This is a genomic window from Cupriavidus cauae (assembly GCF_026210475.1).
GTDB classification, from domain to species: domain Bacteria; phylum Pseudomonadota; class Gammaproteobacteria; order Burkholderiales; family Burkholderiaceae; genus Cupriavidus; species Cupriavidus cauae.
Genome location: NZ_CP080294.1, coordinates 584,903 through 596,842, shown reverse-complemented (window position 1 = coordinate 596,842; position 11,940 = coordinate 584,903). Strand labels below are relative to the sequence as shown.

The window sequence follows — 11,940 nt, the reverse complement described above, 5'->3', positions numbered from 1 at the left end:
GCTATTTACGAAAACGGTATCGGCCATGCAGAGCGCGCATATCGAATATGCCCCATGCGGTGCAGTTTGAAAGGCAATATGGCGGAGCGCGAGCGCTGTGTTAGCATCGCCGGAAACATACCAGAGTTACGAAACAGGTCGACGGCGCGATGCGCCGGAGCGGCCGAGGTGGAGACATGGAGACCAGCGAGGCTTCGATCGACGAAGCGGTGTGGACCTTCCCCGGCGCGCGCGCGCCCGACCGCCGCCGCTGGGTCGACGCCAGCGGCCTGCGGCTGGCCGTCTACGAATGGGGCGAGCCGGATGCCACGCCGCTGCTGCTCGTCCATGGCGCGCTCGATTTCGCCCGCACCTTCGATGGCTTCGCGCCGCTGCTGGCCGATGCGGGCTACCGCGTGGTCTCGTACGACCATCGCGGCCACGGCGATTCCGATCACGCCGATCTCTACAACTGGGTCGCCGATGTGCGCGACATGCTGGCGGTGGCGGATTCGATCACGCGTGAGCCCTGCCTGGCGGTCGGCCACAGCAAGGGCGGCTCGCTGCTGGTGCAGGCGATCCAGGCGCTGCCGCACCGGTTCATCCGTTTTGCTTCGATCGACGGCCTGCCGTTCCGCAGCCCGCATGCCGACAGCGCCGTACGCGAACGCAAGTCCTCGCTGACCGGGCCCGTCATCGCCCGCTGGCTCGATGCGCGCCGCCGCAGCGGCGAGCTCGAGCGCCGGCCCGGCACGCTGGAGGAACTGGCACAGCGCCGCGCCCGGATGAACCCCCGCCTGAGCCATGAATGGCTGTGCTACATCGCCTCGCACGGCGCGCGCCGCGACGAGCAGGGCTGGCGCTGGAAGCTGGACCCCGCGATCGGCGTGGGCGGCTTCGGACCGATGCGGGTGCGCTGGATGACCGACAGGCTGCCGGGTTTTCCGATCCCGATGCTGGCGATCTTCGGCTCCGAGAAGGAACCGATGGGCTGGGACGCCACCGCCGACGACCTGATGCCGTTCTTCCCGGCCACCACCGAGGTCCATCGCATGCAGGACGTCGGCCATTTCATCCATATCGAACGGCCGCAGGAGACGGCGCGCCGCATCCTTCAGTTCTTCGGCGCATGACCATGTCCTCGATTCCGTCTCCGCGCCAGTCCCCGCGCCAGTCGCCGCCCCACTACCTGCGCCACCATCGTCTGCGGCTCGCGCTGCATCGGCTCAAGGATGGCGGCGGTCATCCGCTGCTGTTGCTGCATGGGCTGGGCGAACGTTCGCCGGCTACCCTGCCGGCCGAATACGCGAGCTGGCCCGGTCCGATCCATGCGCTCGACTTCACCGGCCATGGTGAATCGGACCTGCCGCGCGGCGGCGGCTACAGCTGTGAATTCCTGATGGCCGATGCCGACATCGCGCTGGCGCATCTGGGCCCCTGCACGGTCGCCGGACGCGGCATCGGCGGCTATGTCGCGCTGCTGCTGGCCGGGGCGCGTCCGGGCGAGGTGCGCGGCGCCATCGTGCGCGACGGACCCGGGCTGTCCGGCGGCGGCGGCGCGGCGCGCAGCCCCTATATTCCGGTGCCGGATCTGAACCAGTTGGCGCCGCCCGATCCGTTTGCGATTGCGGAGCTGGCCAATGACGTCCGCCCGCCCAGCTATGCGTCGAGCTTCGCGATGCTGGCGTCGCAGCATTCCGACCTCGATACGCCCATCTCCGTCTGCTGCTGCGAGCGCCCGCCGTGGCTCGCCGCGGTGATGGAGCTGCTGTCGCTGGAGCCGGTCGCGCTGGACCAGGCGTTGCAGCAATACGCGGCCGCTGCGGGCGCCGGCATCCGCCCGGAGCGGGAGTCGGCATGAGCCCGGCCCTGTCGTCCGCGCGCGAGTCCGCCGACGCGGACGACGATGCCGAGCGCGGCTATCTGGACCATGTGTCGCGGCATTTCCGCCGCAATGCGCTGGCCTTCCTGGCGCACGGCATGCTGGGCATGACCGGCTTCCGGCTGGTCACCGCGCCGACCTTCGTGCCGGCCTATCTCTACCTGCTGTCCGGCTCGAAGCTGACCGTCGGCCTGGTGCTGTCGGCGCAGTACGCCGGCATGGCCGCGTCGTCGCTGTGGGGCGCGACGCTGATCGAGCATCGGCAACAGGTGATGCCGATGCTGTACCGCGTCGGCTGGCTGGTACGGCTGCAGGTGCTGGGGCTGGCGCTGTCGGCGCTGTGGCTGTCTGGTGCGGCGGCGCTGACGGCGGCGGCCGTCTTCCTGCTGCTGTTCGGGCTGCTGAACGGCGTGCAGAACGTCGCCTTCCAATACCTGACCTCGAAGATCATTCCGCTGCATCGCCGTGGCGGACTCAGCGCGCTGCGCAACTTCTTCGGCGGCCTGACCGCGGCGGCGGTGGCCTGGCTCGGCGGGCGCTATCTGGTCGGCAACGACGTGCTCGGCAACGGCTATGCGGCGACCTTCCTGGCCGCCTTCGTGCTGACCAGCCTCGGCATCTCCGCCCTGGCCGGCATGCGCGAGCCCGCCTTGCAGGACGTGCGCCTGCCGGTCGGCTTTCGGCGCCGCATCCGCGAGGTGCCGGCCTTGCTGCGGGCGCAGCCCGACTTCGTGCGCTTCTTCGTCGCCCGTGCGCTGGTGGCGCTGGGCATGATGGCGATGCCGTTCTATGCGATCTATGCCGGCCAGCATATCGACCTGTCCGGCGCCACGCTGGGCTATCTGAGCCTGGCCTATCTGCTGGCGCAGACCGCGAGCAATCTGCTGTGGGGCCGGCTGGCCGACCGCTGCGGCTATCGGCTGGTATTTCTCGCCAGTATCGCGCTATGGATCGCCGCCACCGCGCTGCTGCTGTGCTGCGGCTCGCTGGGCTGGTTCGTGCTCGCCTTCTGTGGGCTGGGCGCGGGCTTCGGCGGGTTCTTCATCTCGGCCGACAACCTGGTGATGGAATTCGGCGCACGCAAGGACCGGCCGATGCTGCTGGCCGTCGCGGGCACCGGCACCTACGCGATGATGGCGATCGGCCCGGTGCTGGGCGGCATGCTGGCGCAGGGCGTGCGCTTCTGGCTGGTGTTCGCGCTGGCCATCGCGGTCAAGTGCCTGGCGTTCGCGATGGCGCTGGCGATGAAGGACCCCCGACGACGGCCCGGCCCGTTGCCGCCGAACCAGGGCGATCCCATGACGTCGTGACGTGCTGACGCTCTGACGCTTGGGTACGCCGATGCCCGGACGACGACGCTTTGCCCACGGTCTGCTTGCTTCTCCCGCCTGCGGGAAAGGGCTGGGGCAGAGGGCAAAAGACAAACACCAGGAGACGAGATGGAAGCCAGAACCTATCCCGAGTTCAGCACCCACTATCCGCTGCTGCTGACCACCATCATGCGGCGGCCGGTGCGGATGTATCCCGATCAGATCGGCGTCGTCTACCGCAATCACCTCAGCGGCGAGTACTTCCGCTTTACCTGGGACCAGTGGTATCGGCGCGTCTGCCAGCTGGCCAACGCGCTGTCGTCCGAACTCGACGTCGTGGCGGGTACTCCGCGCGAACCGGGCGACCGCATCGCCACCATGGCGCTGAACACGCACCGCCACCTGGAGCTGTACTTCGGCGTGCCCGGCGTCGGCGCGACGCTGCATCCGGTCAACGTCCGGCTGTCCCCCGAGCACATCGTCTACACCATCCGCCATGCGCAGGACCGCGTGCTGTTCTTCGACGACGCGCTGCTGCCGCTGGTCGAGGGCATCTACGACCATATCAAGGATGTGGTGCAGCGCTTCGTCTATCTGTCGGACAAGCCCGGGCTGCCGGAGACGCGCATCGCCAACCTGATCCACTACGAGGATCTGCTGGCGCGGCAGCCAGAGCAGTTCGACTGGCCGGCCCTGCACGAGGACGTCAACGCGACGCTGTGCTACACCACCGGCACCACCGGACAGCCCAAGGGCGCGACCTTCACGCATCGCCAGCTGTATCTGATGACGGTGCACGTGATGGCGCAGATGGCGATCGCCAACACGCCGTCGATCGACATCGAGGACGGCCTGGGCGTGCGGCTCGGCGAATCGGCGGTGCCGCTGCTGAACACGCCGATGTTCCATATCCACGCCTGGGGCGCGCCCTTCATCGCGGTCTACAGCGCGCAGAAGATCGTGCTGCACGGCACCTTCACCGTGCAGGGGTTCTGCGAGCTGGTCGAGCGCGAGAAGGTGACCTCGGTCGGCATCGTCGCCACCATCGCGGCGATGCTGCTCGAATACCCGGATCTGCACAAATACGACCTGAGCAGCCTGGTGCGCGTCAACGTCGGCGGCGGTGCGCTGCCGCTGGGCCTGAAGAAGAAGCTCGAAGCGCTGATTCCGTCGTTCCGGATGAGCTCCGGGTACGGCATGACGGAGACCGCCCCGACCATCGTCACCTCCTTCATCAAGAAGGACCTGGTCGACCTGGACCGCGAGCAGACCGATGCGCTGCTGGTCAAGGCGGGCCTGCCGATCCTCGGCGTCGACGTCGAGGTGGTGGACGATGACGGCAAGCCGGTGCCGAAGGACGACCAGACGGTCGGCGAGATCGTCGTGCGCGCGCCGTGGACCACCGAACGCTATTTCCGCGATCCCGAGAAGAGCGCCGAGCTGTGGCGCGGCGGCTGGCTGCATACCGGCGACCTTGCCAAGGTCGATGCGCACGGCTACATCACGATCGCGGACCGCATCAAGGACGTGATCCGCAGCGGCGCCGAGATGGTGCCGACCGTGCTGCTGGAAAACCTGATCGCGATGGCCGACTTCGTGCAGGAGGCGACCGTGGTCGGCGTGCCCGATCCGGTCTGGGGCGAACGGCCGATGGCGCTGGTCAGCGTGCGCACCGGCTTCGAGGCCGATGAATACGCGGTCATCGATTTCCTGAAGACCCATGGCGTCGACACCGGCCGCATCACCAAATGGATGCTGCCCAAGCTGGTGGCGATCACGCGCGACATCCCGAAGACCAGCGTCGGCAAGTACAACAAGAAGCGCATCCGCGACGAGCTGGATCGCTTTCTGGCGATCGCGCGGGATGTCAGCGATCGTGCGAGCTGAGGTGGGAGCGGGCTGCGTGGTGTTGATCCTTGCCCGATCCCGATCCCGATCCCGATCCCGATTCGGACCCCGAGCCCGATCCTGAGTGCGGATCCAGTTCTGATTTCAATTCCCAATTCCAATGGAGACATCTCGATGACGACCATCAACCCGGTCACCGACCTCACCATGGACGCCGGCGTCGCCGTGCTGACGATCGACTCGCCGCCGGTCAACGCGCTGTCGGCCAATGTTCGCGCGGGCATCCTGGCGGGCGTCCGGCAAGCCGTCGCCGACGACGCGGTCAAGGCCATCGTGCTGATCTGCGCCGGCAAGACCTTTATCGCGGGCGCCGATATCACCGAGTTCGGCAAGCCCCCGACCGGCCCGTCGTTGCCCGAGGTGCAGGCCGCCATCGAGGACGCGCCCAAGCCGGTAATTGCCGCCATTCACGGCACCGCACTCGGCGGCGGACTCGAAGTCGCGCTGGTCTGCCACTATCGCGTGGCGGCGCGTTCCGCCAAATGCGGCCTGCCCGAGGTCACTCTGGGCCTGCTGCCCGGCGCAGGCGGCACCCAGCGGCTGCCGCGCATCGTCGGCGTCGAGAAGGCGCTGGAAATGGTCACCTCGGGCACCCACGTGCCGGCGCCGGCCGCGGCCGAGATGGGTCTGGTCGATCTGCTGACCGACGACGCCAGCCTGCGCGCCGATGCCATCGCCTTCGCCCGCCGGGTCGTGGCCGAGGCGCGGCCGCTGCGCAAGGTCCGCGATCTCGACGACAAGATCGCCGCCGCGCGCGGGAAGCCGGAGATCTTCGCCGAGTTCCGCCGGGCCAACGCCCGGCGCTTTCGCGGCTTCGATGCGCCGGAATACAACATCCGCTGCATCGAGGCGGCGGTCGAACTGCCGTTCGACGAAGGGCTCAAGCGCGAGCGCGCGATGTTCGTCGAGCTGCTGAACGGCACGCAGTCGGCGGCGCAGCGCTACTACTTCTTCGCCTCGCGCCAGGTCTGGCAGTTGCCCGATATCGGCGCCGATACGCCGCTGCTGCCGGTCAAGCAGGTGGGCATCATCGGGGCCGGCACCATGGGCGGCGGCATTGCGATGAACTTTCTCAATGCCGGCTATCCGGTCACCATCGTCGAGACCTCGCAGCAGGCGCTGGACCGTGGGGTGCGGACCATCCGCGCCAACTACGAGAACACGGCGAAGAAGGGCCGCATCACGGCCGCCGACATCGAGCGCCGCATGGCGCTGCTGACGCCGACGCTGCAGATGGAGCGGCTGGCCGACGCCGATCTGGTGATCGAGGCCGTGTTCGAGAACATGGACGTCAAGAAGGACGTGTTCGGCCGGCTCGACCGCATCGCCAAGCCGGGCGCGATCCTGGCGACCAATACCTCGGCGCTGGACGTCGACGAGATCGCCGCCGCCACGTCGCGGCCTGAGGCGGTGATCGGCCTGCATTTCTTCTCGCCGGCCAATGTGATGAAGCTGCTGGAGGTCGTGCGCGGCGCGAAGACCGCCAAGCCGGTGATCCGCACGTCCATGGAACTGGCCCGCAAGATCGGCAAGATCGCCGCGCTGGTGGGCGTCTGCCCGGGCTTCGTCGGCAACCGGATGCTGGCGCAGCGCCAGCGCGAGGCACAGAAGCTGGTGCTGGAAGGCGCGCTGCCATGGGATGTCGACCGCGTGCTGTACGACTTCGGCTTCCCGATGGGACCGTTCGCGATGAGCGACCTCGCCGGCCTCGACCTTGGCTGGGTCCGGGAGAAGTCGAGCAGCTCGACGCTGCGCGAAATCCTCTGCGAAATGGATCGGCGCGGGCAGAAGACCGGGGCGGGGTACTACGACTACGACGAGAAGCGCAACGCCAGGCCGTCGCCGGTGGTCGAGCAGGTGATCCGCGATTTCGCGGCGAAGCAGGGCCGCACCAGCCGCGTCGTCTCCGAGCAGGAGATCCTGGAGCGCTGCATCTATCCGATGATCAACGAGGGCGCCAAGATCCTGGAGGAAGGCAAGGCGATCCGAGCGTCGGATATCGATGTGATCTGGGTCAACGGCTATGGCTGGCCGGTCTACCGCGGCGGCCCGATGTTCTATGCGGACACGATCGGCCTCGACAAGGTGCTGGAGACGCTGCGGCGCTACGAGGAAAGCTTCGGTGCCGACTTCAAGCCGGCCAGGCTGCTCGAAGACCTGGTGGCGCAGGGTCGCAAGTTTGGCGACCTGAAGTAGGCCCACCAGTTGGGCATTGTGGCCGCCATACGGGGCCGCCATACGGGGCCGCAATGCCGTCGCCCCGCGAAACGGGGAAGCGGCGGCCCGTATGACCCTGCATTCCGCATCGGCGGAAGGACCAAATCCGCCGTGCGATCTCGGTCGGCCTAGGCCGGCGCGCCGTGCGGCTCGGCCATCGCCACCACGACCTTGCGCGGTCCGCTGAACGGCTCGCGCGCATGCGCGGTCAGCATATTGTCCAGCATCAGCACATCGCCCTGACGCCACGGGAACACGATCTTGTGCGCGTCGAGCACCGCGCGGACGGCGTCCAGTTCGGCGTCCGGAATCGGCGCGCCGTCGCCGTAATAGACATTGCGCGGCAGGTCCTCTTCGCCGACCGTATCGAGCAGCACCTCGCGCATCTCGGGCGCCAGCGCCGACAGATGGAACAGGTGCGCCTGGTTGAACCACACCGGATCGCCGGTATGCGGATGATGGGCGATGCCCTGCACCCGCTGGCGCGTGCGCAGTTCGCCGTCGTCCTTCCATTCGCAGACGATGCCATGCCGCGCGCAGTAGGCCTCGACCTGGGCGCGGTCCTCGGTGTTGAACACCTGCTGCCACGGCACATCCATGCCGTTGCCGAAGTTGCGCACATAGCAAAGCCCGCGCGTGGCAAAGCGCTCCCGTGTGCCGGCATCGACCGCACGGTAGATCGCGCGGCTGTCGGCGATCGGCGTTTCGCCGCCCTGTGGCGCCGCGCGCTCGCAATAGAACCAGATCTTCATCGGCCATTCGCGCGTATAGGCCTGCTCGTTGTGCAGCGGGATCGACTGGTGCGCGGGGTATTCGGTCGAGGTATAGACGCCGCCGGTCACCTTGCTGCGCGGCGTGGAGCCGAAATCATAGCTGAGCAGCGGATGGCCGAAGGCGGCGGCGAAGGCGCGAAAGCCCTCGGCGCCGTCGACGGCGAACGAGCGGAACAGCACGCCGCCGGTGGTGCGCAGGTGTTCCTCGATCTGGGCGCGCAGCCGTGGCAGCGCTTCGATCAGCGGCTCGCCTGCACTGGCGGCTTCGATGGTGAAGGGCAGCTCCGCCGCGCGCGGCAACGACGCGGCGGTCAGCGACTCGACGGTAGGCGTGGACAGATCGGTCATGCGGTCCTCATCGGGAGAGCTTGGGCGGAAATGCCTTCGGCGGGAAGGGCTTCGGCGAAAAGGGCTTGGGCGGGAAGGGCTTCGGCGCGAAGGGCGGAAACGGTGTTTCTCCCCTCTCCCGCTTGCGGGAGGGAGTCGGGGCAGAGGGAAGTATCAGCAGCCCCGGTGAGCAGCGCCAAGGCGGCGCGATATGGCGCATCGCCGGCGTTCGCTTGGCACGGCAGCGAAGCAACCTCGCAGGCCTGCGCCGGATGCCACGCCCCCGCGGCGGTCGGTAGCGCCGCCCCCGGACCGTGCGGCCGCCAGCGGCCGTCGCCCGACCCCTGCAGCGCGACCTGCTGCCAACGGGGATCGGCGATGCCGGTGCCGGCCGCCTTGGTCAGGGCTTCGCGCGCGGTCCACAGCGCATAGAAGCGATCCAGCCGCAAGGCGGGATGGCAGCCGCACAGCATGGCCTGCTCGTCCGCCGAGAACGCCGATGCGGCCAACGTCAGCGGCTCCACCGGGCGGCATTGCTCGATGTCGACGCCGACCGCCGCGATCGCGGGATCCGTCGCGATGGCGATCAGTCCGATGCCGCCGCTGTGCGAGACATTGAAGCGCGGCGCGCTGTCGATCCCCGGCGGCAAGATCGGTTTGCCCAGCGGATCTGCCTCCAGCGGGACCGCCTGCGGCGCAAGTTCGACAATCGCGCCAAGCAAACAGCGCAACGCGGCGCGTACCGCGGCAAAGCGGGCCCGATCGGCACCGCGACGATAGCCGCGCAGCCGCGCCGCTTCCTGTGGCGACAGGACTGCCAGGTCACCGGGTGCGGGCTCGGCCTTGACGTCGATATCGATCCGCCAGACGCGCACGTCGTAGGACTCGAGCGGCGCGGGCAGCGGCACGGGCGTCGGCTCCATCGATCGCAGCGGCGCTAGCATGCGCTGACCTCCACGGCTGCGCTCCCCGCCGCGGCCGCCGCCGAAACGCCAAGCTGCGTGCCGATCCGCGCAAGCATCGATGCGGCGTGGTCGCGCAGGAAGAAGTGCCCGCCGTCGTACCAGTCCAGCGTGAAGGCGCCCTCCGTTTCGTGGCCCCAGCCGGCGATCGTACCGCCGACGGTGCGGTCGCTGCGCCCGCCGAAGGCATGCAGCGGACAGCGCAGCAACGTCCGCTCGCGATGCCGATAACTCGCGCAGACACGGAAGTCGGCACGCAGCACCGGCAACGTCAACGCCATCATTTCCTCGTGTTCCAGCAATTCCGGCGGCGTGCCGTCGAGCGCGCGCAGATGGTCCATCAGCGCGGCATCGTCCAACGGTCCGGCGAAGCGGTCGGGGTCGCGCAGACGCGGGGCCGGGCAACCGGAGACCACCAATGCGCAAGCGGGCTCGCCCTCGCCCTGCCAGCGGTGCGCCAGCTCGTAGGCGATCAGCGCCCCCATGCTGTGGCCGAACAGCGCATGGCGGCTGCGCGGCGATTCGGCCAGCAGCCGCTGCTGGCGCAACTCGAGCGCCAGCTGGTCGCACAGCGTATCGAACGATTCGCACAGCGGCTGCCCAATCCGGGTGCCGCGGCCGGGCAGTTCGACCGGCCGGATCGTCAGCCCGGCCGGCGCCGCGCGGCGCCATCCGGCATAGGCCGCGGCGCCCGCGCCCGCATTGGGCAGGCACCACAGCGTGACCGGGCCGGTGGCGGTCATCGCGCCGCGGGCTCGCCCTGCGCTTGCATCGCGGCACGCAGGCTCGCGGGCCGCATATCGGTCCAGTGTGTCTCGATGTACTCAAGGCATTGCTGCCGCTGGCCGCTGAAGCCGACGGCGCGCCAGCCCGCCGGGATCGGACGGTAATCGGGCCAGATCGAATACTGCTCTTCCGGATTGATGACGACCTGGAAGAGCAGGGTGTCGCTGTCGAAGCTCATGGTGTGTCCCTCGTCTGACTGGATGCGTGGCAGTGGCGGCGCCCAAGCGAACGCCCGTGACAACTAGACGGATCGCGACGGCGCGAATTTAGTCGAGAGGGACCCGGCGGGCTCGCGTCGGCGATCGCGGGATTGAATCCAAAATCTAAATATCGCCCGCCCCGGATCGTCACATCGGATATCCCCGCACGAGACGCGGGGTCGGCCGCTGCGTCGGTCGCCGAACTCCCACCGCAAGGGGCATCAGATGACAAGCAGTGCTTTGGAATACGACCTACTCGGCATCGGCTTCGGGCCATCGAATCTGGCGCTGGCCATTGCGATGGAAGAGCGCGCCGGTGCCGCGGCGGCGGCCCGCACCGCGCGGCCGCCGCGCTATGCCTTCATCGAGCGCAAGCCCGATTTCGTCTGGCATGGCGGCATGCTGCTGGACGACACCGACATGCAGATTTCCTTCCTGAAGGATCTGGCGACGCTGCGCAATCCGCGCAGCCCTTATACCTTCATCAACTATCTGCACAGCCGCGGTCGGCTCGAAGCGTTCATCAACCTGAAGACGTTCTTCCCGAGCCGGATCGAGTTCAACGACTATCTGGCGTGGGTCGCCTCGCACTTCGGCGAGCGCTGCCACTATGGGGAGGAGGTGATCGACGTGCTGCCCGAGCCGGCGGACGGCGTGGTGCAGCGCCTGCGCGTCCGCTCGAGGGATGCGGACGGGCGCATCCATGAGCGCCTGACGCGCAATCTGGTGCTGGGCGTCGGCGGCGAGCCGCAGGTGCCCGCGGCCTTCCGTGGCTGGCGCGATGCGCGCGTGGTGCATTCCTCCGGCTATCTGGATCGGATCGCCCAGTATCGCGACGACAATGCGCCGCGGCGGATCGCGGTGGTCGGTGGCGGCCAGAGCGCGGCCGAGGTCTTCATGGACCTGGTCAAGCGCTTCCCGGCCTCGGAGGTCGCGATGGTGATGCGCGGCGGCGCGCTCAAGCCGTCGGACGACAGCCCGTTCGTCAACGAGATCTTCAGCCCCGGCTTCACCGACTTCATCTATCGGCAACCCGGCGAGCGCCGGCAGCAGATGCTGCAGGAATATCGCAATACCAACTACTCGGTGGTCGACCTCGACCTGATCGAGCGCATCTATCAGCTGCTCTATCAGCAGAAGGTGGTCGGCAATCCGCAGCACCAGCTGCTGCCGGGCAAGGACATCGAGGCGGCCGCGCCGCAGCCGGACGGCATTGCCTGCGTGCTGCGCGACCGTGCCAATGGCGCCGTGCAGCGCCAGCAGTTCGATCTGGTGGTCCTGGCCACCGGCTATCGGCGCCAGGCTCACCAGCGCATGCTGGCGCCGCTGGCCTCGCTGATCGGCGAGGGCTTCCGCGTCGACCGCCACTATCGGCTGCAAACGTCGACGCGTTGCCTGCCGCAGATTTTTCTGCAGGGTTGCTGCGAGGACAGCCACGGCCTCAGCGATACCTTGCTGTCGGTGCTGGCCGTGCGCTCGCACGAAATCGCCGAGGCGGTGCTGGAGAACGAAATGCAGGCGGATCGTGATGCCGTGCGCGTCGCGCGGGACGCCGCCGACGTGCGGCCGCTGGTTGGCACGGCATAGCCGGCCGTG

The 11,940-nt window shown here is 68.3% G+C and carries 10 protein-coding genes; 6 read left to right on the top strand and 4 right to left on the bottom strand.

Annotated features, from left to right (window positions below):
- Window positions 1-176 precede the first annotated feature (176 nt).
- The 5 genes from KZ686_RS18130 to KZ686_RS18110 all read left to right on the top strand — a co-directional run bounded on the left by KZ686_RS18130 (window position 177) and on the right by KZ686_RS18110 (window position 7,275).
- The gene (locus KZ686_RS18130; RefSeq protein WP_149319589.1) at window positions 177-1,112 is read left to right on the top strand and encodes an alpha/beta fold hydrolase; all 936 of its coding nucleotides are present in this window, start codon (window positions 177-179) and stop codon (window positions 1,110-1,112) included.
- Window positions 1,113-1,114: 2 nt separating this feature from the next.
- Entirely contained in the window at window positions 1,115-1,840 is a 726-nt protein-coding gene (locus KZ686_RS18125; RefSeq protein ID WP_149319590.1) for an alpha/beta fold hydrolase, read from the top strand.
- A complete protein-coding gene (locus tag KZ686_RS18120; RefSeq protein ID WP_265634682.1) occupies window positions 1,837-3,171 on the top strand; it encodes an MFS transporter in 1,335 nt (444 codons plus the stop codon). The genes KZ686_RS18125 and KZ686_RS18120 overlap by 4 nt, the downstream gene beginning before the upstream one ends.
- Before the next feature lie 129 nt (window positions 3,172-3,300).
- Window positions 3,301-5,058: a long-chain-fatty-acid--CoA ligase gene (locus tag KZ686_RS18115; RefSeq protein WP_265634679.1), complete on the top strand. Its 1,758-nt coding sequence runs from the start codon at window positions 3,301-3,303 to the stop codon at window positions 5,056-5,058.
- Window positions 5,059-5,193: 135 nt separating this feature from the next.
- Window positions 5,194-7,275, top strand: a complete 2,082-nt coding sequence (locus KZ686_RS18110; RefSeq protein WP_265634677.1) for a 3-hydroxyacyl-CoA dehydrogenase NAD-binding domain-containing protein — start codon at window positions 5,194-5,196, stop codon at window positions 7,273-7,275.
- 149 nt (window positions 7,276-7,424) lie between these two features.
- Here KZ686_RS18110 and KZ686_RS18105 read toward each other — a convergent pair whose 3' ends face one another.
- Genes KZ686_RS18105 through KZ686_RS18090 form a run of 4 tightly spaced genes read right to left on the bottom strand, consistent with a single transcriptional unit; the run spans window position 7,425 to window position 10,322 of the window.
- Window positions 7,425-8,417, bottom strand: coding sequence for a TauD/TfdA family dioxygenase (locus KZ686_RS18105; protein ID WP_265634675.1), 993 nt, complete (start codon window positions 8,415-8,417; stop codon window positions 7,425-7,427).
- Window positions 8,414-9,340: a 4'-phosphopantetheinyl transferase family protein gene (locus KZ686_RS18100; RefSeq protein WP_265634674.1), complete on the bottom strand. Its 927-nt coding sequence runs from the start codon at window positions 9,338-9,340 to the stop codon at window positions 8,414-8,416. The genes KZ686_RS18105 and KZ686_RS18100 overlap by 4 nt, the downstream gene beginning before the upstream one ends.
- Window positions 9,334-10,101, bottom strand: coding sequence for a thioesterase II family protein (locus KZ686_RS18095; protein ID WP_226109222.1), 768 nt, complete (start codon window positions 10,099-10,101; stop codon window positions 9,334-9,336). The genes KZ686_RS18100 and KZ686_RS18095 overlap by 7 nt, the downstream gene beginning before the upstream one ends.
- The gene (locus KZ686_RS18090; RefSeq protein ID WP_149319596.1) at window positions 10,098-10,322 is read right to left on the bottom strand and encodes an MbtH family protein; all 225 of its coding nucleotides are present in this window, start codon (window positions 10,320-10,322) and stop codon (window positions 10,098-10,100) included. The genes KZ686_RS18095 and KZ686_RS18090 overlap by 4 nt, the downstream gene beginning before the upstream one ends.
- 247 nt (window positions 10,323-10,569) lie before the next feature.
- Between KZ686_RS18090 and KZ686_RS18085 the strand changes: the two genes are divergently transcribed.
- The gene (locus tag KZ686_RS18085) at window positions 10,570-11,931 is read left to right on the top strand and encodes a lysine N(6)-hydroxylase/L-ornithine N(5)-oxygenase family protein (RefSeq protein ID WP_265634670.1); all 1,362 of its coding nucleotides are present in this window, start codon (window positions 10,570-10,572) and stop codon (window positions 11,929-11,931) included.
- Window positions 11,932-11,940: the final 9 nt, after the last annotated feature.